Here is a 25,790-nt window from a genome sequence, read left to right as displayed (position 1 = left end):
CCTACTTTCATTTCTTTATTTATTCATTCATTCGATTATTGGTTCTTTTTTTGTGAATTCCTTGTAATTCAAAGAACCCTTCGTTACAATTACTCTAGTTATACCACAAAGGAGTTCATCAGCAAATGACTATCATCCAACTATTTAAAATTGCTTTTTTCCGAATACCTGATTTAAAATTTGTCAAAAAAGCAGAATTTTCCAAAGTAATCGTTTTTCTATTAAGCGCCTCCGTGCTTATCGCGGTACCGATGACCATCAATGTATTAGGTGTCTTTCGCGATGTGCAAGCAGACGGACAAAAAATTGGAGAATCGATTCCAGATTTTACGATCGAAAATGGGCAGCTTGCTACAGCGCCGGATACGCAAGGTTTCATTTATCAAACCGATTCGATCATCTTTACTTTCGATCCAGATGGCAACCGTACGCCAGCAGATATTGCATCTGATGTCACTGGCTCTGTCATCGCTGTTGGCTTGTTAAAAGATCAGCTGGTCATCCGTATCCCCTCTTCTGGCTTATCGACGTCAATGTTAGATTCTAATCAATTAGAATTTGATTACAGTGAGCCTGCGCTGCGCAATCTTAACGGTCAGGCGATTCGAGAAGCGCTATCAAACCAAGCGATTCCATGGCTAATCAAACTCATTGTCTTTTTTGTTGCATTGTATCCATCATTTGTCAGCTTGCTGATCACCTTAGTGATGGGGACCTTTATTGCAACGATCTATACAAGATTAAAACGATTCTCCTATACCTTCTTTGAAAATTTAAAGATTCTAATCGTAAGTGCTGCATTGCCTACGCTTATTAGTGTAATCGTACAACTACTATTGCCTTCCTTCGATGCAACCACCTTTATTTTGTTTGGTTCTTTATTCTTATTCACACAAGGGGTCAAACATTCTCCAAAAATTCAGTTTAAAACCTAATCTAGGCCATGGTCAATTCCTTGAACATGGTTTTTTTCTCATTCTTTGCTACACTTATGTTAAAAGGAGGCTTGGCAATGAAAAAAATAATCTTAGCTACTCGAGAGTTTCGTGACACATATGTGAAACAAATCGAAAAAGACTATCAATTTCTTGTGTACACAAAGGACCAAGCAATTGATTGGTCACAAGTAGAAATCACCATTGGTTGGAAGTCGGAATGGAAGGACTACCTGCTAACTGAGAAAACAAATTTGAAATGGGTCCAAGCAATTTCAGCTGGCGTAGACACCTTACCATTAAAAGAGTTTGCGAAATACAATATTCGCTTATCTAATGGCAGCGGCATCCATGCCGAATCGATCACAGACCATTTGTTGGCTCTACTATTTATGGAAAACCGCGGGATTTTCCAAGCAATTCAGCAACAGAGAAAACAGCAATGGTCACCAAATACAATCCCCTATACAAAATTGTCGGACCAAGAGATTTTGATCGTTGGTACGGGACAAATTGGCCAAAAGTTAGCTCAAGCATTGACCTTTTTTGGTGTAAGTCCCATTGGTATCAATACTAGCGGGCATGACGTGACAGGTTTTGAAAAAACGTTTGCGTTATCTGACTTACACGCTTGCGCAAAAACCGCCGATTGCGTCATCAACAACCTTCCTCTGACGGAAGAAACCAATCACTTGTATGATGCAGCTTTTTTTGCCCAAATGAAACCTAGTGCTTCCTTTTATAATGTCGGCCGCGGGCCAAGTGTGGATACCACTGCATTAGCAAAAGCCCTAGAAAAAAAGCAACTATCATTTGCCGCTCTGGATGTTTTTGAAGAAGAGCCATTGCCCGAAAATGATCCGTTATGGCACATCGAAAACCTTTTGATAACCCCCCATATCTCAGGGCATACGCCCCATTTTCAAAAGGCATTTATGTCCATTTTCTTAGCGAACTTCCAACAATTTTTGGCAAAACAAGAACTTGTAAAAAATGAGATAAACTTGGATAAAGGCTACTAACATATTCTTTCCGCAAAAAAAGTGTACAGTCGGAGGCAAACCCTTCAACTTGTACACTTTTTTTATTTTTGTTTTTCTTGATCTTTTTCGGTTTCTTTCAAAAAATACAAGGGTCTATTTTTAGTCTCTAAGAAAATTTTTCCGATATACTTGCCGATGATTCCTAAACAAAGCAATTGTAGTCCACCAACAAATAAGAAGATGCTGACCATCGAAGGCCATCCTGATGTCGGATCTCCAAAAATAAAGGTTCTTATCACTATAAATACCAAAGCAATCAGAGAGCCAAAACAGGAAAGCGCCCCAATAAACGAAGCAATGTTCAGCGGCGTATCCGAAAAGTTAACAATCCCGTCGATCGAATATTGGAATAGTTTCCAAAATGACCACGAAGTCTCACCGGCGACTCGTTCCCGGTTCTCATAAGCGATGTATTCTGTATCAAAGCCGACCCAGCTGAAGATCCCTTTTGAAAAGCGATTGTACTCTGACAGTTGTAAAACGGCATCCACCATATTACGACGCATCAAGCGAAAATCTCGGGCACCATTTACCATTTCGGTATCGGCAATCTTGTTGATAATATTATAGAAGGCATCTGAGAAAAAACTACGGATTTTCGGTTCTCCTTTGCGATCTGCTCGTCTGGTCCCAACACAATCAAGCTCTGGTTTTGCTTCCAGCATCGCAAACATTTCTGGCAGTAATGTCGGCGGATCTTGTAGATCTGCATCCATCACAGTGACAAAATCGCCTTTCGCCGCTTGTAAGCCTGCATAAAGTGCCGCTTCTTTACCAAAGTTTCTCGAAAAAGATAAATAGCGAACACTTTCAGGATGGGCACGATATAACTCTCTTAAAACAGGTAGTGTTTGATCTGAAGAGCCGTCATTAACAAAAATATATTCAAAAGGCATGTTTAAATACTTCTTCACCTTTTCTGTTTCCTCAAAGAATATCGGCAAGCTCGCCTCTTCATTAAAACAAGGTACAACAATTGATAACATCGGTTTCATCTCCTAGAGCCAATCGTGGGAAGCCGGTCAGCTATGACCGAATCCACATTATTTTTTATCTTCACTAAAATCGTACTTCGGTTCATCCAACGTTTGATCATAATCAACTGTCAGATTATAGCCTTTGAAAAACCACTCATCCGCTTCATCAATAAAAAAAAGCAATCCGTCAATGGTTTGTTCAACGATCGGACGTTCTGGTTTGTCCACTGAAATCCCCACGGAAAATCCGTCATGCACTTGTGTCTTTCCATAAATTTTTCCAAAAAAACGAATCCCGCTTCCTTGGTCTACCACCAACTCTTTTTTGAACCATTGCATTGCTTCAGGACTTATTGTTAAGTTCATTTTCTTCACTCCTAATCATTCATATGTTCATCGAGTATATCTACATCATCTGTATTGCCGATCACGAGTAAATTGTCATTTTCACGCACGATCGCCTCTGCATCAGGCGAAACGATCACTTGTCCTGGTCCCCGACGAATCGCAACGACTGTCAGACCATACTTTTGTCGAAAATTCAGCTCAATCAGGGATTTATTGAAAAAGCGTGGATTGGACACGCGAATCTCTGCTAAAGAAAATTCATCAGATAGTTCAATATAATCTAAGATATTTTTGGAAACTAGATTATGAGCGATGCGAATCCCCATGTCACGTTCAGGATGGACAACACGGTCTGCGCCGAGTTTTTCCAGTACACGGGCATGGTATTCGTTTTGGGCTTTCGCTAAGATATTAGGAACACCCATTTCTTTTACCATCAAGGTCACCAAAATACTAGCTTGAATATCCTCACCTATCGCAACAATGACATGGTCAAAGTTACGGATACCCAATGAACGCAACGTCATCTCATCTTGTGCGTTGCCGACCACCGCATGGGTGGCGATATTCATATATTCATTGACACGATCTTCGTTGCTATCGATTGCCAACACTTCTTGACCTGATTCAATCAACGTACGACAAATACTTCCACCGAAACGACCTAATCCAATAATTGCATAATTTTGCTTCACCACAACCGCTCCTTTGTTTGCCAGATCATTATTTAGTATAACAAAAACCTCCCCTGCTTGCCATGAGGAGGTATGATTATTAAGATTTTATTTTATCAAGCCATGTTTAAAAGCATATATCGTAGCTTGCGTACGATCTTCTACTTCTAATTTTGATAAGATATTTGACACATGTGTCTTCACTGTTTTCAGCGTAATGAAGAGTGAATCCGCAATCTCTTGGTTGCTCTTTCCTTCAGCGATCAACAGTAACACTTCTTGTTCCCGATTGGTCAAATCTTCATGTAGGATTGGTGTCCGATTCGTCAAACGATCCATCATTTTCGTGGTGACTTCGGGTTCTAAGACCCGCTCTCCTCGCTGGGTTGCACGAATGGCTTCCGCAATCTCATGAGCAGTAGACGTCTTTAACAGGTAACCGGCCGCACCCGCTTCAATTGCAGGATAGACTTTCTCGTCATCAATAAAACTAGTGACAATGATGATTTTTGCTTCTGGCCAATCATTTAAAATCAATTTCGTAGATTCGATCCCATCCATTTCATCCATCACCAAATCCATCAAAATCACATCTGGACGTAATTCCAATGCCTTTTCATACCCGACTCGACCATTTTCCGCTTCCCCAATTACTTCTATATCGTCTTGAATTGATAGATAAGAAGAGACCCCCAGACGAACCATTTCATGGTCATCAACTAACAACACTTTAATCATACGTTATGCCTCCTTCAACAGTGGAACTTTGATTTCAATACTGGTTCCTTGATTTTTAAAACTAATAATTTTCAACGTTCCGCCAACAGCACTTACCCGTTCTCGGATATTCATCAAGCCATAGCTGCCGGCCTTTTGATCTTGGGGATCAAAGCCAACTCCGTCATCGATCACCCGCAATAACACGTTATTATCGATGCGATGCAAGTATACTTCTAACTCATCAGCTTTCGCGTGGCGCAGTGTATTAGACAAGAGTTCTTGGATCACGCGAAAGAGTTGATCTTCAATCGAACTAGGCATCGTAAAGTCTTCAATATCCCAAGTCAATAGAATTTTGATTTTGGTCTCTAATTCCTTTAACAATTGCTCGATTCCTTGCTTTAGACTCTTCCCTTCCAAAGTTACAGGTCGTAGATGAAGCAAGAGCGCCCGCATTTCAGATTGCGAAGCATTGATAATGTCTGTGACCATAGCTAACTGTTTCTTTTGGCTTTCTGGAGCATCTGTTCGAATCGCTTGCTCATTCAGTGCAGACATCATCATCATGGCGGCAAACAGCTGTTGAGAAACAGAGTCGTGCAGTTCACGAGCCAGACGTTGCCTTTCTGCTTCTAAAATCTCTTCTTTCGTCTGACCATCAACAAACTGCGGTTTCGCATTCAATTGCTGTAATTCCATCGACATCTGTTTCATCTTCGATTGGATACTGGCAATATCACGATCCACATTCGCAATCAAATGGTTTTCAGACGCATGTGGGATCTTTGTTTCCAATAAAGGGCTATCGATATAGCCGCTGGCTAACAGTCTTAGCTTTTCTTCCACCGGACCGTATTGACGGTTGCGAAAAAAAGAAATCAGTAAAAAGACAGCTAAAGCAATCAATGCAGATATTACAAGTAAGTGAAAGACGATTGGGATAAAAAAGAGTTTGATTTGAAAGACTTCTATCAGCCAATTATTTTTCCCACTGGCATACAAATAGGAAAACAGCATCAATATCATGGTGAAAAAACTTGCTAATCCTGCGTAAAAAGCGATCATGCCTCTTGAAAATTTCCCAATCATACCCGAATCACCTCAACATCACCAACAAGGGTATTCGTTAAGATTTTCAAACGCCGACTATTTTCGCCATAATCCGGGCTGTAAATCGTCACTTTTTCATTTTTCAAGCTCGTTTCTTCGCCTTCAAAGATAACGGAGCCAATAAAAGTACTGTGCTCTAATTTGATCGCTATGCCAGCAGGCACTAAAATACGAGTTCTACCAAAGCCTTTTCGTACGATCACGACGTTTTCTTTCTTAGGCAATAAAGTGTTGCCTAGATCGATGAAAGTGTCTCCCGTCAAGATATCTAAATTGATATCGTCCCATTCATAGACTTGACTGCCGATCCGTTCATTGCCTAACCATTGCTGCTTTTGTTTCAGCGGATGATCCACTTTGGGTTCTTCAGTTTCAACGATAATCATTTGTTTTTTGCGCCAGAATGAATTTTTAGTTAAGTCGATTCCGGTAATCTCGACTCCTTTTAAACCAATAAATAAAATCGCAAAAATCAGCATCAGCCACAGTGCTGGACTATTTAACAAACTGATCAAAATAGCAATGGAACTTGAGACCATCAAGAAATTTTTAAAATTGCTCTTGCGCTCACTTCGGTTCACAAGGACCAAGCACGTCACACCAAGTATTAATAAAAATAATAATGGCGGATTAGATAAAATTTGCCATACCGCAAAAAGCAGTAAGAGCGCTTCAACAATAAAGAAAAAACGCCAAGGACTTTTCATTCAAGCTCCTCCTCCTAGTAATTCTACTTTATCATACCTGAAAAAAATGGTTTGTCCATCCGTCGCTGGTCCGAAAAAAGACCCTGTTTGATCAATTTCCCTAAAGGAGAATGAACAACAGGGTCACCTAAATCTACCTAGTGATCAAGCGACTAGCTTTTCTTTACTTCTGTGATTCTTACTTGCATATCTCCGCCTGGCGTTGAGATCGTCACTTCATCATTGACTTTTTTCCCAATCAAAGCACGAGCGATTGGTGAATCATTGGAAATTTTACCAGAAAACGGATCTGCTTCAGCACTACCAACGATCATGTACTCTTCTTCGTCACCATCAGGCAACTCAACAAAAATCACAGTTTTTCCGATGGAAACTTCATCAGAGTCTACACCCTCATTATCAATGATCTCTGCAAAACGAATCATATTTTCTAAAGTAGTGATTCGGCCTTCGACAAACGCTTGTTCATCTTTAGCAGACTCATACTCGGAGTTTTCGGATAAATCGCCAAAACTGCGGGCTACCTTGATACGTTCAATGATCTCGCCGCGTTTTACCGTTTTCAATTCTTCTAATTCTTGTTCTAGCTTTTCTTTTCCTTCAAGTGTCATTGGGTAAACTTTTTCTACCATAGTTCTTTTCTCCTTTTAGTAACTTCTAATAAATCGCAAAAGGTAATCTTTTGCGATGAGTCCACAAAAGATTACCATGCTTTTTTTTAAATGTAAACTATAAACCTATGAAAATTTAATTTGAGGTATTGTTTACATATTGTTCCACTAATTGCATATGCTGTTCATAGGTTTCCGCAAAGTAAACTTCTTGGGTTTGAATGTCAGCAACGAAATAATAGTAGTTGTTCGGTGTTGGATCTAAGACCGCTTGGATCGCTGCTTCGCTTGGATTGTTGAATGGTCCAGGTCCGTAGCCAGTATGCACATAGAGATTATAAGGAGAGTCAACTTGAGTGTCCTCATAAGTGACTAGCTCTTTGTGCTCACCTAACGCGTATAGAATCGAAATATCCGATTGCAGCGGCATATCAATCGCTAAACGATTGAAGAATACCTGTGCGATATTTTTACGATCTTCTAGCTTACTACCCTCTTTTTCAACAAGTGAAGCCAATGTAAGGACTTCTTGGACCGTCATTTCTTTTTGAGCAATTTGATCGAAATATTTGGACAAGACTGAATTTGATTTATCCACCATTTGGGTAACGACTTCTTCTAGGGTATTCCCTGTATAGTAGTCATACGTCGCTGGGAACAAGTATCCTTCTAGTCGGTAACGCACGCCTTGCGCATCGCCGGCACTTGCTAAAAGCTCAGGATAGGTTTCTTTCATTTTTTCAAAGAACTCATCGCTTTCCATCAAAGCTAAGAAATCGTCTTTCGAGATATTTGTTGCTTCCGCTAGAGCATCACCGATTTGATCCACATCAAACCCTTCTGGAATCGTCACTTTTGCATCAGAGGTGACCGAACCTTCGCCATTTTGCAACTGCTCACTTATCGCTTCCAGTGTCATATTTGGTGAAAAATGATATGTTCCTGCTTGAAAGCCCGTCAGATTATTAAATTTTGTGTAATAATTAAAAATCATTCCACTTTTGATAATGTTCTCATCCTCTAGGATCTCACCAATTGCTTTATTCGATGAACCGCTTGGAATAACAATCGTCACCTTCTCAGTATCATCTGGATCTAATGGCTGCAAACTTGAAGTAACATATCGATAAGCTGAGAAACCTAATATTCCGCCGATTACTAAGAAAACAAGAACAACAATCAACACGATCTTATTAACTATTTTGTCTTCCTTGCTGCGCTGCAATCTGCGTTGGTTTTTCCCCGTTAAATCGTCATTACTTGGTTCTATTTTATTATTGTGACCAAAAGCTTTACTTTGGCTTCTAGAGCCTTTTTCTTTCTCTGTGCTTTCTTTATCCGACCGAGAAATAATTGATCGACGCTCTTCTTGCTGAGAATTCAATTCGCTTCCTATATCCCGTTCTTTGTTTTGGTTTGACTCTAAAGACTTTAAAACTTCGTCTTTAAACGATTTTTCTGGATGCTGTTGTTTAGACAAAACAACTCCTCCTTAAATTCTTCTTAATTAAATGATATCACTTGTGAAACTGTTTTAGAAATTAATTATGTTTTTTTCTTAAAACAAGGTGTAGGAACCAACGAAATTCTCTTCGTTTAATATTAATAGCAATAAATGAAGATATTAATATTATACTTGTGATTAAAATTTGGAGAATAAAACCTTGAAATCCTCTAAGCTCTGATGTCAATAGAGCTGTTACAATTGCCAGTATTAAGCCTATTACTGTTGCGCCATAATTTTTAACAGCTAATATTGCAAACTTTTTAAACGGTTCAGAAAAACCATGTTTGTATAAAACATATGGTTCAAACCAACATGAAATCGTTATGCTGGAAATGATGGTTCCTAACAAAACCCCATCAACGCCTAAATGGAACACTGTGATGAAAAGTATAGAAAGTCCCAAATTCACTACAGATTCGAAAACCGGTTTATACTTTTGGTACCATGCCAATCCATAAGCATCAATAAAGCTAAGCGCACTTTTCCTTGAAATTGTTATTGAAAAATTTAAAACAATTAATATTACTGTAAAAAAACTAAACGTAAATTTACTGCCAAGCCAAAGAATAATAAATGGGTTAAACAACACAATCAAATAGAAACTACAAAAGTAGCCGATAGAATGAACCAAAAAAAGATGATTTTCAAACATACGCACTGAATCTGAACGGGAACCAGTTATTCCGACGTTTCCAATTGTAGCGGTCATTGAATTAATAATCTGATTGATTAAATTTGTAACGGAAGTAACTATTAACGTGTAATTCACATACATTCCTACTTGAGATAAACCTATAAAAATTGAAATAAGGATGTTGTCAGTTCCGTTAACAACCATAGTTCCTATTTTATTGGTAAATTGACCAATTGTGTTTTTCTTTATTTCAGATTTTAAATTTTGCGGCAACTGTGTATCACTGGGTTTATCCTTAAGATAAGGGAACTTTTTATCCGCTATAAAAGAGATACTTAGATTAGCAGCTATCGTACTTAAAAGTTGAAAGATTAGATACGCAGTAAAGCTACTATATAGCATTATAGCAAAACAACTTGAGATTTGAAACATCATCCAATATAAAAAGTCATTTGAAGCTACTATATAGTTCTTTTGATCTGCTATAATTATACTTCTTTTATAAGTGAAGAAATATGACACTACTGTATTTGATAAAAACAATAAATAATACAAATACAGATGATCAATCTGAGCAGAACTATCTATGATAAAGGGTAAAAAAGGGATCAGAACGAGCCCTAGTCCTGCAATTATTAAGCCAATCAAAGTATATATTTTTTTATAAAATTTCATCAGAATTTTCACTAGTTCGACTTCATTTTCCGCTAAAGGTTTATAAAGCGAAAAAATCAAGGCAGGTCCTATCCCTAGCTCAGCAACAGATAGAACCATCAAAATATTACTTATTACACCATTGAATCCCAGTATTTCAACACCTAAGAATTTAATAAAAAGAGTTCTTGTAACAAAACTCATAATCATCTGAATTACAAAAATAACTCCAGTGATAAATGAGTTCTTAAATAAGTTTTTTGTTTGATTATTTTCCATTAGAATCCTTTCAACTAAATAAATTTTATTTTCTTTACTCAATATCTCGCTGATTGAACCATTGGATAGCAAACCAACAAAGTAAAATTTATTTTCTTTTAGTCTCTCGTTCTTTTAAATAATCCACCACAGGCTGAAATGTTTTTTCAAACGTATAGTTTGATTTACCATATTTGTATATGAAGTTTGTCAATTCTTTCTTCGACATGTTTTTTCTCAAAGAATCATACCATTCAATGACTTTTTCAATATCTAGGGGTGTATCGTCATTGGGAATTTTGTAATAAAAAGATAGATTTTCTGAATCCAGCTCTGTTTTAACCCCTGATATAATAGGTAAACCTTTTGCTAAATATTCCTTTCCTTTTAAACTACTATTATAAAAAACACCCGATCTATGACGAGCCAAAGAGTCAATTCCAATATCTGCTGTCTGATAAAATCGATCTAAATCGGAAAATGCTATTCTACCATGAAACGTAACCTTGTCTTCTAATTGATATTTTTTAACCAATTGTTCATATTCTTTAAGCACAGGACCATCACCAACTAGTTGAAACTGAATCTGGCGTTGTGATTTACTTGATTGATAATAATTATTCAACCCTTCGATGACTCTATCATAACCATGATAAAAGCATAGCGCAGCTACGCCTAAGAGTTGTATTGAATCACTCGAACATTTAATTAAAGGCGGATGCTCCGGAAAATCGTATGCATTTGAAATATTTAAGCATGGAATATCATAGATTTTTTTATCGTCGGAATAAGTAACGAACAAATCAACATACAATTTCAACTTAGGAACCCATAATTTTTCTTTGCTTTTTATAATCCATTTAAGCAAACCCTTGAATTCATTTATGTAAGGATATGTCGGAATTTCCATAATAATAAGAATCTGCGGATTCTGTAATTTTATTTTAGTTAATAAGCCAATAACACTTTTGTCTAAGACGGCGCCTTTTCTTATATAAACAAAGTCATATTCAATCCAATTAATATTATCAGACATAAAATATTGTTTAGAAAAAAATGGGATAACATTGCGAATCAGGTGAAATATATTTCTCTTGGGATTAATCGCCTTATATATAGTAAAATTGTTCTTTTCAAATTCTTCGATTTGTCTATAGATTTTTTTCTCTATACCACCAGCATGCGATAGATCTTGCGATAGATATACGCCTCTCATTGTTTCTCCTTTTTTAATTTATTCATTTCATGCTTTAAAAGTGACAATTGCTGTGTCAATGTTTTAATTTGACGTTGGGTATTTATCAAGGCAATACTGCTTGTTAAAGCAATAAATAACAAAAAAGCAGTTAATGTGAACAATGCTAATGAAGTAAGTGTGGTGATTCCAAATGAGTGAGCAATTTTTGTTCCTAAACTGGGAAACAAAGCGCCAAAAATCATAATTACGCTTAAAAATAACCACTTATTCATTTGTCTGACTTCTGCATGATCTTTCCGAATTAAAAATATCGTTAACAATAAAAAACCAATTGCTAAAAAAATAGCAATTATTTGGAGCTGTATTGGCATATTACTTATCCTCCCTCTCAATCAAAGAAGCAATCAATATAGAGATCGAAACATTAAACATATAGGCACCTGAGTCCAACAAATGAATGCTTGATTTCCCACTAGTCCTCTCAAACATTCTAACGCCGACTTCTTTTACTCTAATGTTTTTCGCAATTAAATGCATATAACTCTCAGGTTCTGGATATTGACTTGGGTATCTACTAACAAATTGTTCTATAACTTTTCTGTTGCCCGCTCGATAACCGCTTGTAACATCCTTTATTCTTAGACCAGTCAGCATATAAATTAAATTGGATAAAATTTTTATTCCTGCCTGTCTGGCACCAGTGGATTTAAAACTAGATTTACTATCAGAAACAAATCTTGAACCAACAGTAAAATCAGCTACGTCATTTATGAGAGGCTCTATCAAATTAGGTAGACTTTGAATATCATGCTGTCCATCCCCATCAAACTGAACAGCGATGTCGTAATCATTTTCTAAAGCATAAATGTACCCGGTCTGAACTGCTCCACCAATACCAAGATTATTAACAAGTTCAACATGGTTGATATCATTTTTTCGAAGGATTTCTTCTTCATTGTCAGTTGAGCCGTCGTTTATTACAATGTAATCAAGGATATATTTATAATTTTTTTTATAATCATTTACTTTGCGGATAACATCTTCAATACCGTCCGCCTCATTATAGGCTGGAATGATTAACAATATTTTGGGATTCAATTTTACCTCATCCTTATTTTCATAGTTGATTGCTCTTTTGGTTATTAACATAATATTTCATCAATAACTTCGCAATAGTCTTTCCCCAGTAACGTTGGTACAATTCGTATTCCTCAGCTTCTCTTGTCTTTGAAACTGTATTAACCGTTGTTTCTGATTCTGAGTGGATACGATGATACATCAAACGTTCAGGAATGTATAATATTTCTCCATGGCGCTTCATTATGCGTTCCCAAGCATCCCAATCAACCGCCATTCTTAAAGATTCATTAAAGGAAAAATCTTTTAACCGATCTAAATCATATGATACAGCTGGGCAACATATAAAATTACCAAAAGCATATATTCTGCGCTGATATTTCTTGTATGGCAACAAACTCAGTAAATGCAATCCGAAGGTCTTTATTTTCAAATTAACATTCCGTTCTCTTATGTTGTCTTGCTCATCAATTTCTTCATAATCACAAAATACTATATTAAGATTATTGTTTTCTTCGAAAGAATTCAATATTTTTTCTCCATAGTTTGACAAGTAGAGATCGTCTTGATGAATAATTGTCGCATATCTTGTTTCTACCACAGACAAAGCATTGTTCCAATCCTTTCCAATACTGCCTCCCTCTTTTATAAATAAAGGGATCCCATATTGTCCAGAAATTTTCTTTATATATTCGTTTGGCGTGCTTGTGTACATTATTATCTTGGAATTATTATTTAAAACACTCGTCTGATTCTTACAAGATTCAATACATTTTATTAAAAATGGCGATTCCTTATATGCACAAATTACAAAGGTATGCATTCTCTTCCCCTTTCCTATTCTAGAGCTGCCGCTACAAACTCAATCTTTAAAATTATACTCGACTTCTAAATAAATCTCAATAATCAAATAAAATATATAACCTTTTCTTACTTTATCATACTTCATCTTTTTAAGATTGTATTTAATGAAATAATTTACTTAATCGAAGATTTATATTAAACTTTTTGCTAACGACACTTATTTCTAAAACAGTTTTTTCTGGGAGGATTTTTTAAATGCTTATAAGCCTGGGTCTTTTTTTTATTTTGTTTTTTTACTGTCGCTCTACCTTTTTGAAGCGGCTTTTTTTCGCTTTTTTTATTTCTAGCTTTCATTTCACCCTTAGTACTTTTATTTCATCCAATTTTACTCGAGTCGTACTTTTTTTAGAAAGGGTTTCAGAAAATGGTACGGTTGTAAGGACCATACTCTCATTAGTCCTTGCGATAATTTTCTATGCAATTTTTAGATTTGGTTCAAACTATTGGCTTGAGAAACCTATAAAGATTGATAAAAAATATGTTGCACTTTCACTACTACTGATATTGTTGACATTTTTAGGTTTTTTGGCCTCTAATAGCGCCTATTGGACTAAAAGCTACTTCGGAAACGTTGGAATAGATGAAATTTTTTATACACTTTCTCAACCGCTAACTGGAACTGATCAAGGACAGATTTACGCATATCTTTTAGGTCCTTTACTAAACTCTATAGTCATTACACAAATTATCATCATTCTACTCTATTTCATGATTATGATTCGTTCTTCGAAAACCACTAGAATAGTCAAATTTCCAAAAAAATCATGCTTTCTTTCTATTTTTTTTACAGTAATTTTATTGTTAGCAAATATAGTATTAGGCCTTAATAAACTTGGTTTTAATGAATTGAAAGCTTACTTTTTTGAAAAATCAACTATATATGAAGATTTTTATGTTGATCCAAATTCGATTTCTATAACTTTTCCTGAGGACAAGAGAAACTTGATTTATATTTTTGTTGAGTCCTTAGAGACAACTTATCTTTCGTCAGCTGTTGGAGGCGCCCAACAAGAAAATTTAATGCCAAATATCACAGAACTCTCATATTCAGATGGACTAAATTTCTCCAACCAAAAGCTGTTAGGGGGGGCAATTCAAGTTCCTGGTGTTGGATTTACGGTAGGAGGAATGGTTGGACAAAGCACAGGCGTGCCTTTACGTGTGACCGGCGGATATAGTGAAAACGACTATGGAAATACTGAACATTTCATGCCAGGAATTACCTCTATAGGTGACATATTACATGACAACGGATATAACCAAATTTTATTATTGGGGTCAGACGCCGATTTTGGCGGTAGGAAGAAATTTTATGAGCAACATGGAGACTACGAGATACGGGATTATAATTATGCTAATGACCATGGTTGGATACCAAAAGATAGAAAAGTATGGTGGGGATATGAGGATGAGAAACTCTTTGAATTTGCGAAAAACACACTTTTGGAACAAGCATCACTAGACCAGCCATTTAATTTGACTATGCTAACGGCAGATACTCATTTTCCAGATGGATACAAAAATGAAAATACACCTGAGATTTTTGATGAACAGCTTAGCAATGTTATTTATTATTCGGATCAGATGATTGGCGACTTTATTGCTTGGATAAAAGCACAGCCATTTTATGAAAATACAACTATTGTTATTGCTGGAGACCATTTAAATATGGACCAAGGTTACTTCGCTTCAATAGAAGAAACTTACCAGAGAACGGTTTTTAATTTATTCATCAACTCTCCTATTACTACATTAAATAACACTGAGCGTCAATTTAGCACACTCGATCTTTTCCCTACAACATTGGCCGCACTAGGCGTACAAATAGAAGGCGACCGAATAGGACTAGGTACTAATTTATATTCTGATACTAATACTTTAATGGAATTCTTGGGATACGAGACATTTACCTCTGAATTAAGTAAAAACTCAAGTTTTTATAATAAGTATATAATGAAAGGTTCGGATCTTACCATAAATACAAATAGTAATAATTAGTGAAAAATATATCGATCGCTGCTGCATGGAATACTTCATAAATCGCCCCGACAAAAGCATCCAAGTGATGTTTTTGTCTTTTTTTTCGCTTGCTCAAAGCAACATGTTAGAAAGATCACTTTCTTGTTAGCTATATGATTAAGTAGTTTTTGAAATAATATATTCTGATAGAAATCTAATATTTTTTCTAAACACGATTCAAAATCCAAAAATATTTTGCTGGTCTAATCTATAAACTCTTTTTTCAAATAACAACAATATTTCACATCCGCTCTTAAAATAAAAAATATATAGTAGCAACTGGAAGAGGGAAGATTTTTCTTGATTGTCCACAACCACTTTTTATGTATCAGCCAAATTACACTTTTTAAGGTGACCTGCATGACAGAATTGCAAGTCAATCATAATATCCTCTCGTTTATACTAGTTTTGTACATAAAAAAGTTTTCTTAAAATACCTTTTTAACATCGATTCTTTAAAGAGCGATTATTACTTTAATATTTATTAAATCAACTATATTGTGAGTAGAGGTAAATTAAAAAAGAATGCTGCTTGATTTATCACCTTTTTTTATTTTAATCAAAATATAATTATATGAATATTTTTTTAGTAAAAAAGCGAAATTTTATTTTAACAGACTTCTTATAATCCCATTATCTATAAAGTGAAAATTAAAAGCATTTCAAGTTTCCTGTTACAACATTACACCAAAAGATATTTATATCATGTAATGAGAATAAGGCTTTCTATTTCTCAACCGCCTAATCATTCTCCTCAAAAAATCAGCCTCTATAATTTTTATGGGACAGAAACGATGATGATTGATCGATTGCTTGGCTTTTCTACGCCCCGGAAGGAGGCGTATCCCTTTTTTCATGAATTAGTTGAAGCCTTTCGAGACAAAGACCCTGACTTATTTTTCTCCTTATTGACAGAACTTCCCGAAACGTTAGATGACAGCTTTCGGGAGAAGCTTCAAAACCTTCTGACCTATGAAGAAGGCATCACCAACGCAATGATCTATCCTTATTCCAATGGAAAAATAGAAGCGAAGAATACCCACATAAAGACAATGAAACGAGTATCCTACGGATTTAAATCATTCGAGAACATGAGAATTAGAATCTTTTTGATCAATCAATTAATCAAAGTAAGATAACAAAAAATCTGAGCCAGAATGTGGTTCATTCTGACCCAAATTTGATTTTACACAACTCATTTCATCTATTATTGAAAAACAGAATCAGCAAATTTCTATACTGAAAATGAATTAGAAAAGAAAAAAAACTAATCTAAAGATAAGCAACCCTGTTCATAAGTTCTCCCATCATAAAAACCAATAAGTATCCAAAACCAAGCCTGTAGAAACAATAAAATTGAATACTAAAGTTAATATTATAGCAAACCTTAATAGCTTTTCACTCATCTCGACTTTTATGCTATCTTTTAATGAGATGAAAAAAGGAACAAGAAAAATAAGAAACGGAGTAAAGTATCTCCCTTGTGCACCTACCGAAATTATTGCATTCTCTCCTAATACTAGCGGTGTCCAAGCATAGTACATTCCAGCGATTATAGCCAAAATTTGAATTACAATGATTGCTAACGATGAAAATCCGAATATTTTCTTGATTTCAAAATCACTATTCAGAGCAGAAATAAAAGCCAATAAAGCTACATCTATAAAAATAATCCACAAAGGGATTTCTACCGAAAACAACCCAATATAACCAAACATACCCACGGTTAAAATGCTGTTTAAATGTCCATTTAGATTATTATTAAATAGAGTTCTCACCAAAACGAGCAGTAATTCTTTAATTCCCTGTATACCACCAAACATTTTAATACCTACTAATCCCCCAAGAACAAGCAAAAGGACGATCAGTATATATTTGTATTTGAAGATCAACTTTCTTATATGCTGATTAACTTTCTCCAAAGGAGAAAGTTTTCCTGCTAATATGAAATTGATTGGGAACAGAAGCAATAGAAATAAAAAGTTATTACTTTTCGTAATATATAGTGCTAGAGCAAAAAGCAAAATTTGAAACAACTTTTTTAGATTGATTTGAGGATTTTCAATCATTAAGCTTAAAAAGGCAAAAAAGCCAAGAATCACTACGAAGTTTGCAGCATCATAAGATAATGATCCTGCTTGTTGAACCATTATAGGGAGTAAAGATAAAAGCACCATCGACCATTTACCGTATCTAGTCTTTGTAATAATTAAATACATACTGGCTATATAAAATACAGCGTTAAATAAGCGTCCCAATGTTACCATTACGCCTATTGATGGATAAACAATGCTTCCTAGTATCATTCCTAAAACTTGCGGAATATGCATAATTCTTTTCAACTCAAAGCTTGGTTGAAATTTTTCCTCGGATAAATCAATTTTTTCCGTAAACAACTGTTTATATTCACTTTTGTTAATTTCAGTATCTGCACTAACACTATTCATCCAATCAAAACTCGTGTCAGTTCTTACAAATATTGAATTCCATGCCATTCTCGCATGGTTCATCTCATCGGGCACTCTATTAATAGGCATTAAAAATACCGAAATCCCTATAAATAGAGTTGCTAGTACGAGAAAAATCCCTTGCGGTTCTCGTAATTTGTTTCGAACCATTATTTTAACCCCTTAAGTATTTATTTATTTTTAATCTTATACATCACTCTCTGCACAAAGGTTCTTATTTTTATTTCTAGATTTGCTAATTTACTTTTCTTTTCGTTGATTACTAATAAGTTTTTTATGTGTCTTATAGCATGTTCATTTGTCTTTGCTTGATTTATTTTTTCTATTAAAACATGATAAACTGACTTGATTTGATATTTTTCTTTCGCTGTTTTAATGAACATTTCTGATTTACTTTTTACTTCTTCAAAATTGTCTATAAAATAATTAATAGCCTCTACAAGCGAATCAATATTACCTAAGGGATATATTTTCCCATGTTGAAACATCTCATATGCAGATAAATGGCCTGGATTGTCCGAAATGATCACTGGAATACCATTGAGTAAAGCTTCTACATAAACTAATCCATATGTCTCTAAACTTGATGTAAACACACAAATATCCTTATCTGTAACTATATCCCATGGATTCTCTACATTCCCGGTAAAAGAAACTGATGCAATAGTATGCTCCTTTATATATCGTTCGCATTCTCTTTTATACTCTTCATCCCAACCGCCAACAAAAACTAGTTCGATATCTTTTCTATTTATTTCATGGAATGCTCGAATTAGCTCCAATTGATTTTTTCTTTTGGTTATTCTTCCAACTGAAACGATTCTTTTTTTCTTTCCTATTTGAATATTTGAACTTTTTAGTTCTGTATACGGCGCAAAAGGAAGTATTTCTCTACTATTAAATAATTTATTCAGATGATTGTTTAAATCACCTGTGACCGAAAATATATCCGTGGAAAATTGATCAATAAAATCTAGTTTATTCTTATAGTAAGCAAACTCTTTTTCTGGATATTCATGAATTAACCAGATATGAGGAATAGATTCTAGACAAGAAGCAAGAGCACCTTGAAACATATTTACCGTATTTGTAATCACCACATCCACTTGTTTTTCTTTTATAATCTCGGTTAATGTCTTAATTGTGTCTCTATATGAAACAACTCTTTCTTCTTCTGAACCAAATATATGTGCGGGAGCATCTTCCCACCACCAACGTTGGCTATTGATCAAATAGCATTCAATGCCATTGGACTCACAATATCTAGAATAATCATTTTCTGTTGCAACTCCATATATCGGTGCTGCATTAACTACATGATATCCTTCTGCAGCTAAAAACTTCATTAAGTTGACGATAGATATTTCTGCTCCATTATCGAGCGTACCCGTTGGTGACACGAAAAGTATTGTTTTCATCTTGTCTCCTTCATTTAAAACATACCTATACTAAAGAATATTTTATTTAATCGTTTATTTTATTTTTTGCCTCTTCAAATAAAAAATCTGTCAATTCATCGTTATGTTGAATTGTCGTACAATTGTTAACAACATAATTATACGTGTTACGTCCAATTTTTTTGCGCAACTCTCCATTCGTTACAAGCAGCTCTAGTTTTTCAAACCAATCTTCAGATGAATCAACTAAAATGCCAGTTTCACCTTCAATTATCATGTCCTTGAATGATCCAATGTTACTGGCAATTGTTGGAATTTTTAATAACCCAGCTTCTAACCACTTAATTTCAGATTTTGCCCTGTTAAATATAGTGTCGACAAGCGGCGCAAGATTTATATCTACATTTTTAACAAGTTGCGGCAGCAATCTCCAGTCAACAAATGGATGGATCACAATTTGTTCACTATATTCTTTTAACTCATTCGGAATATCGATATGACCCGCTAAATGTAATTTCACGTTATTAAAGGAAGCTAAAATTTTCAATATTGCCGGCATAATTAATTCAAAATTTTCGTTATGAGTAATTGATCCAGAAAAATACCCAATATGAACACATGATGCATCACTAAGTTTTTCTGCATTATTGCTTAGCTTTATTAATTCCTCACTGCCTAAGTTACGGTTTAACAACACTTTAGTATTATACTTTTTTAGCTCTTTTTTCAAATCTTCTGTGGAAGCTATTGCAATATCACATAGAACCAGCATTTTTCCATAGTTAGTCACGCCAGCATCATAATTTTGCTTCTCTATTTTAGATAATCCTTTAACATACGAAAGCTGGTCAGTGTATTTCGTATCAATCACTAAATCATCAATATCATATAAAACAGGCTTATTAAATTCTTTGGCCACTTGAATCAAATTGACCAGCATCTCATTATATGGCGCTCTATAAATTATAATATGGCTCGCTCTTTCTGCATCGCTAATTTTCAGCTCAGAAAGTCCCACAGACTTCACTCTAAAATTCAAATTTTTTAATTGTTCAATTTTATTTTCAACACGATATTTTGTCAGTTGTGGAATAACATTTTCAACACCATCAATAATCAATACATACTTTTGTGAATCTTTCTCCTTTATATCCTCTATGATCTCTTTGATGATTTTAACAGGATAATCTGTCTTTTCTTCTATATATTTTACCAAACTAGGGATTTCTGTTTGCCTATTCAAGCCTTGCCAAATAAATTTCTCATTTGTATAGTTTGATAATGCAGTATATTTGATTACTGGTATACCCTCTTTAAGCATCTCAAGAGGATGGATATACATTGCACTATCCTCGTTTTTTTCTGTTAACGCACCATGCTTAAATCCTAAATCTGAAAAATGCTTTGTGAATACCGTTTCGTGCATACCAATTGCTTTATCTCTTGAATTTGTATCATTCATTTTTTCCCAATAAGAATAAAACCCTGAATAAGAAAGCAATGTCTTTTCTATTACTAAGAAGTAAGACTGTAAGTGTTTAGGAATATAGCCGTATTTGTTTAAATTAGTAAAATCGTTATATTCTTCTCCATAAGTCAAACCCCAAAAATCCAGTTTTTTATCTGCCATTTTTTTAAAAATAGATGATAATTCACCAATAGGTCCAATGTTGGTATCATTTACTAACAGTAACTCATCATATTCCAAAAGCTTCTCTTTACCCAAAAGCAAAATTCCATGTCTAAATGCTGCCGTATCGTATCCTTTATTTTCTCTGGTTTCTACACGGCCTAATTGTTCCAACTGCTCAATATCCGAGCTTGGTAAATCACCATTTACTATAATTAAGAGATCTGTACATAGAGCTTTAAATGCTTTCAAGAAAAGAAGTTTATATTCTTGTAATTTCTCTTTGTCTTCATAAATAACAAAAATCAAAATTCTTGATGGAGCAACATAGTTATTATTCTTTCTCTCTACACTCCTTTTAATCCTCATCAGGAGTGTAGAGGGTTTTACAACTTTTGTTGAGTATTTTCTTGTGTTCTCTTTTAATTTACTCCACACTTTTAAAGCAAGAGCTGGATTTTTAATAAAGCGATATCCGTAATGTATAGGCTTGATGAAAAGATTCCCTAATTTATATGAATTTGAATTTCGAATTTCATTTTTCTCATTTTCCAAAGTTGCAATAATTTGTTTCATTGTAAATTGTTCTTTTTCATATTTTTCAATTTCATAAGAGAAATGTTCACCCAACTCTTTTCTTTCAACAAGCAGATTTTGCTTATCCAATTCTAAAAGTTTTTTTTCATCGTTTTTCACGATAATTTCGTGATCTTGATTCTTTACATGTTCTGTTAACTCAGTCAAATGTTTTGTGAGATTGCTTAATCTATTTTCCAATATCATAGTATTGTGTGAAACTGCATTAAGAATTTCATTGGGATAGTCTTCAATATGTTTTCTTAATATATAAAAATAAACTTCATAATAAAATTTATCAGAAGAATGCTCTCCGGTCCTAGAAATCGAATTTGCCAGTACTCGATAATTCAGCTTAGCTTCTTCACATTTTTTTGGTTTTGCTTTATTAACTAAAATCAAATTCATGATAAAATCATAATCAACTAATTTTTTTCGGTTTAAATTCAAGTCATAACGAACATCTTTAATGATGGATGCTCGTATTAGTGAACAATTATCAATAAAATTATTTGTTAAATAGGCTTGAAGCTCGAACGGTCTGGCTTTCATGAAAAGTTCTTTTGATGAAGCATTGATTAAGTCGGTATATACTATATCGACCTCTTCGCTTTCAGCCAAAGAAACTAATTTTTCAATAAACTCAGGATCGAGATAGTTATCACTGTCAATAAAAAGAACATATTTGCCCTTTATCCAATCTAACCCACGGTTTCTTGTTACGCAAACACCACTGTTCTCTTGATAAATATACTCATATTTTGTGTTAGAAAGTTCAAGAGTTTTAAGAATTATTTCTTCTGATTTATCAGTTGAACCATCATTTATAACAAGCAGTTCAATCTCAGAATACGTTTGAGAAAGTACACTTTTTAAACATTGTTCAATATATTTTTCGTGATTGTAACATGTCACAATAACAGATACTAACCCCATAAAGTTTTGCCCACCTCATTACCAGACTATATTTCGATTTCTTCCCAAGATCCATTTCGTCTAACTAATCCGCTAGAAGAAATTCTCTCGCTTTTAGACATTTCTTTTTTTGGAGAAATAATTATAATAGGTGAATTCTCCTTATCAGAGAACGCGAAAGGTTGGTCTGATTCATTTCTGACTGAAACACCTAACCGAAGTTTGCAACCATTCATTTCGTTCAAATTACATGTATAACGCAAAGTTTTTTTCCCTAAGCCTGTGGTCATATGATCTAATGAATTGTCATTATATACCCAAATATTTCGATCAATATCCGTTAAAGAAAAAGCTATATATGTTTTCATTTCCTCTAAAACTTCATACGAAACTTCAAACGCTATTCTTTTTTGATCTTTCTCTATTAGTTCATCTGATAGCAACCGTACTTTGAAGTCTTTAATGTAATCGTTCTCTTCTTCTTTCTTTACATCGATATCGTCTGTTTTTTCAATAACGGTGGAGGCCCCCGTCTGTGTAACATTGTCTAAAGAATATTGATTTGCTACATCATCTGGGGTTCCGATGATTTTTACTTCCCCTTTATCGATCATCAGTGCTTTATTACAGTATTTACGAACAGATTCCATTGAGTGAGTCACGAGTATAATGGTCTTGTTCTCATCTTTGGCCTTCATGAAATAGTCATTGCATTTTCTTTGGAACGCTTCATCCCCGACAGCCAATACTTCATCTAAAACTAAAATATCGCTTTTCGCTTGAATCGCTACAGAAAACGCAAGCCGAACCTGCATGCCGCTTGAATAATTCTTTAATTTTTGATTCATAAATTCAGTTAATTCCGCAAACTCAACGATATCGGAATACATTCCATCCACTTCTTTTTCGGAAAAACCAAGCATAGCGCCATTCAAATAGACATTCTCTCTCCCAGTTAATTCTGGATTGAATCCAACGCCTAACTCGATGAAAGAAACCAATTTTCCGTTCACTTCTACAGACCCTTTTTCAGGTGTATAAATTTGGGAGATAATTTTTAATAAGGTTGATTTTCCACTCCCATTTCTTCCGACAATTCCAAAGAAATCTCCTTTATTCACTTCAAAAGAAATATCTCTTAGGACTTTTTGCTCATTGTATCCTTTGATTCCTTTAAAATAATTAACGATCGTTCTTTTTAAACTCGTTGTACTTTCTGTAGGAAGACGAAACGATTTTCCTATATGATCCACTTTCACTGCTATTTCATTATTCATATTAAATAATCTCCGCAAATTTTTTCGAATTTTTATTAAAAATCATGTAGCCGGCAACTAATACGATCCATGGCAAAACATATGGAATTGCGACGATCCAATTCGTATTTATTAATTGCCATACCGTAATATTACTTGTACTTGTTAAGATATGCCGCATATCTTGAATGATTTGAGCCATTGGATTCATCATCAAAAGTTTGGCAATGTTCACGTCCATATTCATTACAAGTGTCAATGGGTAAATTAACGGTGTAAGGTAAAAACCCGCTTGAAGGACAACCTCCCAGATCGGTCCAATGTCTCGAAACCTAACATAGATTGTTGCCAAAATAAAAGACACGCCCAATGAAAAGGCATAGAGTTCAATCAGAAGCAGCGGTGCTAAAAAAGCATAGATTGAAATATCCGCTCCATTGATCATCGCAAATAAAAGAACGATCACAAGGCTGATTACTAGATTGATTAAGGCGTTGATCGATACAGCAATAACAATGATATGTGTAGGAAAGCTTAGTTTTCTAAGCAGATCGCCTCGTGTGACGATTGATGACATACCTAAATTTGTCGTTTCGCTAAAAAAGCTCCATAGAACGGTTCCCAAAAGTAACGCCACTTCAAAATGAGGAACATCTTGTCCAAATTTAAGAAAACGTACAAAGACCACATACATGACAGTAAACAGCATCAAGGGCTTCAAAACAGACCAAACATAGCCCATAATACTTCCTTGATATCTTAGTTTAAAATCGGTTTTTACTAATTCTTTCAATAAAATTCTATTTTTACGCTCGAACATCATTTTCTCCTTTAAGGTTCCACTAATCTTTTTTGCGGTAAAACTTTTTAAAGCTATCCTTAAAAAGTATACTCGACATTCCCCTCTTTCTCAACCTCTATCAGATCATTTCAAAAATTGAGAAAAAAAATTAATGTTTCATTGACAGATTAAACGAAAAAAAGAAAGCCGCATTCAACGAACGAAATTTGGCCTCCTTTTTCTCAAAGTTTTTAGTCTCTTTCAAACAAATCTCTTGTGTATACTTTTTCTTCTACGTCATGCAGTACATCTTCCATACGATTTGCTACAATAACATCAGAGATCTTTTTAAACGTCTCAAAGTCATCAATCACTTCAGAGTTATAGAAGGATTTCTCTTTTAAAGAAGGCTCGTATACTACTACGTTGATTCCATGGGCTTTGATCCGCTTCATAATTCCTTGAATGGAAGAATAGCGGAAATTATCAGAATGAGCTTTCATAGTCAATCGATAGATGCCCACAACTTTCGGTTGTCGATCAAGAATCTGATCCGCGATGAAATCTTTGCGGGTCGTATTTGCTTCGACGATCGCTTGAATGATATTATTCGGAACCTTATCATAGTTAGCTAGGAGCTGCTTGGTATCTTTGGGCAGACAGTAGCCACCGTATCCAAAAGACGGATTGTTGTAGTGGGAGCCGATTCTAGGATCCAGCCCGACGCCTTCAATGATTTGTCGTGAATCAAGTCCCCTCACTTCCGCATAGGTATCTAATTCGTTGAAATATGCCACGCGCAGCGCCAGATACGTGTTAGAAAACAGTTTGATTGCTTCAGCTTCAGTCGGATTTGTTAAAAGCACGGGAATTTCATTTTCCCATGTATTTCGCTTGAACATCTCGGCGATCTCTTTCGCTCGCTCGCTGCATTCTCCAACAACAATTCTCGAAGGATGCAAATTGTCGTATAAAGCTTTTCCCTCACGCAAAAATTCAGGTGAAAATAAAATGTTCTCCGTGTTAAAACGTGCTTTAAGATCTAATGTATACCCTACAGGAACTGTTGATTTAATAATAAACACAGCATCTGGACGCAACTCCAGCGCTTTTTCAATCACCGATTCTACAGTCGACGTATCAAAATAGTTTTTATGCTCATCGTAATCTGTAGGCGTCGCAATAATTAATACATCCCCAAAGTCAACAGCTTCATCAAAAGCTTTGGTGAAACGAACGGACAAGTCTGTCCGCTCCAAAAACTGGTGAATTTCTTTGTCTTCAAGAGGTGAGATGTTCTTTTGCAATTGATCGATTTTTTCATCCACAATATCATAAGCAAGTACTTCTTCTTTTTGCGCCAATAACAAAGCGTTTGCTAATCCTACATAACCTAAACCAAAAACGGAAACTTTCATCATGATCCCTCTT

The 25,790-nt window shown here is 35.0% G+C and carries 22 protein-coding genes and 1 pseudogene; 4 read left to right on the top strand and 19 right to left on the bottom strand.

The features are described from left to right. Positions 1–125: 125 nt before the first annotated feature. On the top strand, positions 126–935 hold the full coding sequence (locus IGJ01_RS06245) for a DUF1189 domain-containing protein (protein ID WP_061053948.1): 810 nt from the start codon (positions 126–128) through the stop codon (positions 933–935). A gap of 26 nt (positions 936–961) precedes the next feature. Next, positions 962–1,957 carry a phosphoglycerate dehydrogenase gene (locus IGJ01_RS06240; RefSeq protein ID WP_430601526.1) on the top strand — a complete coding sequence of 332 codons (996 nt, stop codon included), beginning with the start codon at positions 962–964 and terminating at the stop codon, positions 1,955–1,957. Positions 1,958–2,019: 62 nt separating this feature from the next. Here IGJ01_RS06240 and IGJ01_RS06235 read toward each other — a convergent pair whose 3' ends face one another. The 13 genes from IGJ01_RS06235 to IGJ01_RS06175 form a co-directional block, all read right to left on the bottom strand. Next, positions 2,020–2,964 (bottom strand): glycosyltransferase family 2 protein, encoded by a 945-nt coding sequence (locus tag IGJ01_RS06235; protein ID WP_061053946.1) that lies wholly within the window; start codon positions 2,962–2,964, stop codon positions 2,020–2,022. A 57-nt stretch (positions 2,965–3,021) separates the two neighbouring features. Further along, a complete protein-coding gene (locus IGJ01_RS06230; protein ID WP_430601525.1) occupies positions 3,022–3,321 on the bottom strand; it encodes a HesB/YadR/YfhF family protein in 300 nt (99 codons plus the stop codon). 11 nt (positions 3,322–3,332) lie between these two features. After that, positions 3,333–3,998, bottom strand: coding sequence for a potassium channel family protein (locus IGJ01_RS06225; RefSeq protein WP_005229566.1), 666 nt, complete (start codon positions 3,996–3,998; stop codon positions 3,333–3,335). An 87-nt stretch (positions 3,999–4,085) separates the two neighbouring features. Next, a complete protein-coding gene (locus IGJ01_RS06220) occupies positions 4,086–4,715 on the bottom strand; it encodes a response regulator transcription factor (protein WP_005236913.1) in 630 nt (209 codons plus the stop codon). A 3-nt stretch (positions 4,716–4,718) separates the two neighbouring features. Next, positions 4,719–5,786: a sensor histidine kinase gene (locus IGJ01_RS06215; protein WP_008379604.1), complete on the bottom strand. Its 1,068-nt coding sequence runs from the start codon at positions 5,784–5,786 to the stop codon at positions 4,719–4,721. Continuing rightward, positions 5,783–6,514: a cell wall-active antibiotics response protein LiaF gene (liaF, locus tag IGJ01_RS06210; RefSeq protein ID WP_008379602.1), complete on the bottom strand. Its 732-nt coding sequence runs from the start codon at positions 6,512–6,514 to the stop codon at positions 5,783–5,785. Before liaF ends, IGJ01_RS06215 begins: the two co-directional genes overlap by 4 nt. 152 nt (positions 6,515–6,666) lie before the next feature. Next, positions 6,667–7,146: a transcription elongation factor GreA gene (gene greA, locus IGJ01_RS06205; RefSeq protein ID WP_005229556.1), complete on the bottom strand. Its 480-nt coding sequence runs from the start codon at positions 7,144–7,146 to the stop codon at positions 6,667–6,669. Between the two features lie 115 nt (positions 7,147–7,261). Beyond that, on the bottom strand, positions 7,262–8,395 hold the full coding sequence (gene mltG / locus IGJ01_RS06200; RefSeq protein ID WP_429969992.1) for an endolytic transglycosylase MltG: 1,134 nt from the start codon (positions 8,393–8,395) through the stop codon (positions 7,262–7,264). 271 nt (positions 8,396–8,666) lie between these two features. After that, on the bottom strand, positions 8,667–10,199 hold the full coding sequence (locus IGJ01_RS06195) for a lipopolysaccharide biosynthesis protein (protein WP_244733370.1): 1,533 nt from the start codon (positions 10,197–10,199) through the stop codon (positions 8,667–8,669). 88 nt (positions 10,200–10,287) lie between these two features. Continuing rightward, complete coding sequence (locus tag IGJ01_RS06190; protein WP_244733368.1) at positions 10,288–11,394, bottom strand: glycosyltransferase; 1,107 nt, start codon at positions 11,392–11,394, stop codon at positions 10,288–10,290. After that, the gene (locus IGJ01_RS06185) at positions 11,391–11,747 is read right to left on the bottom strand and encodes a DUF2304 domain-containing protein (protein ID WP_010749362.1); all 357 of its coding nucleotides are present in this window, start codon (positions 11,745–11,747) and stop codon (positions 11,391–11,393) included. Before IGJ01_RS06185 ends, IGJ01_RS06190 begins: the two co-directional genes overlap by 4 nt. 1 nt (position 11,748) lies before the next feature. Next, positions 11,749–12,525: a glycosyltransferase family 2 protein gene (locus IGJ01_RS06180; protein ID WP_244733366.1), complete on the bottom strand. Its 777-nt coding sequence runs from the start codon at positions 12,523–12,525 to the stop codon at positions 11,749–11,751. Further along, positions 12,494–13,276: a glycosyltransferase family 2 protein gene (locus IGJ01_RS06175; RefSeq protein WP_060792197.1), complete on the bottom strand. Its 783-nt coding sequence runs from the start codon at positions 13,274–13,276 to the stop codon at positions 12,494–12,496. Before IGJ01_RS06175 ends, IGJ01_RS06180 begins: the two co-directional genes overlap by 32 nt. 236 nt (positions 13,277–13,512) lie before the next feature. Between IGJ01_RS06175 and IGJ01_RS06170 the strand changes: the two genes are divergently transcribed. Next, entirely contained in the window at positions 13,513–15,315 is a 1,803-nt protein-coding gene (locus IGJ01_RS06170; RefSeq protein ID WP_244733365.1) for an LTA synthase family protein, read from the top strand. Between the two features lie 806 nt (positions 15,316–16,121). Further along, positions 16,122–16,475 (top strand): annotated as a pseudogene (locus IGJ01_RS06165) (transposase); the annotation flags it as partial. Positions 16,476–16,643: 168 nt separating this feature from the next. Here the strand turns inward: IGJ01_RS06165 and IGJ01_RS06160 are convergent. The 6 genes from IGJ01_RS06160 to IGJ01_RS06135 all read right to left on the bottom strand — a co-directional run bounded on the left by IGJ01_RS06160 (position 16,644) and on the right by IGJ01_RS06135 (position 25,777). Beyond that, positions 16,644–17,954: a DUF2142 domain-containing protein gene (locus IGJ01_RS06160; RefSeq protein ID WP_244733364.1), complete on the bottom strand. Its 1,311-nt coding sequence runs from the start codon at positions 17,952–17,954 to the stop codon at positions 16,644–16,646. A 20-nt stretch (positions 17,955–17,974) separates the two neighbouring features. Beyond that, positions 17,975–19,222 (bottom strand): glycosyltransferase family 4 protein, encoded by a 1,248-nt coding sequence (locus IGJ01_RS06155; RefSeq protein WP_196044543.1) that lies wholly within the window; start codon positions 19,220–19,222, stop codon positions 17,975–17,977. A gap of 46 nt (positions 19,223–19,268) precedes the next feature. Beyond that, positions 19,269–22,343 carry a rhamnan synthesis F family protein gene (locus IGJ01_RS06150; protein WP_244733363.1) on the bottom strand — a complete coding sequence of 1,025 codons (3,075 nt, stop codon included), beginning with the start codon at positions 22,341–22,343 and terminating at the stop codon, positions 19,269–19,271. 26 nt (positions 22,344–22,369) lie between these two features. Further along, entirely contained in the window at positions 22,370–23,599 is a 1,230-nt protein-coding gene (locus tag IGJ01_RS06145; RefSeq protein WP_244733361.1) for an ABC transporter ATP-binding protein, read from the bottom strand. 1 nt (position 23,600) lies between these two features. After that, positions 23,601–24,401, bottom strand: a complete 801-nt coding sequence (locus IGJ01_RS06140) for an ABC transporter permease (RefSeq protein WP_005229524.1) — start codon at positions 24,399–24,401, stop codon at positions 23,601–23,603. A gap of 209 nt (positions 24,402–24,610) precedes the next feature. Further along, complete coding sequence (locus IGJ01_RS06135) at positions 24,611–25,777, bottom strand: nucleotide sugar dehydrogenase (protein WP_244733359.1); 1,167 nt, start codon at positions 25,775–25,777, stop codon at positions 24,611–24,613. Positions 25,778–25,790: the final 13 nt, after the last annotated feature.

Origin of the sequence: Enterococcus sp. AZ089 (genome assembly GCF_050547225.1) — a bacterium.
Taxonomy (GTDB): Bacteria; Bacillota; Bacilli; order Lactobacillales; family Enterococcaceae; genus Enterococcus_D; species Enterococcus_D entomosocium.
Note: the sequence above shows the minus strand (reverse complement) of the source record. Positions and strands in the feature narration are given on the sequence as shown.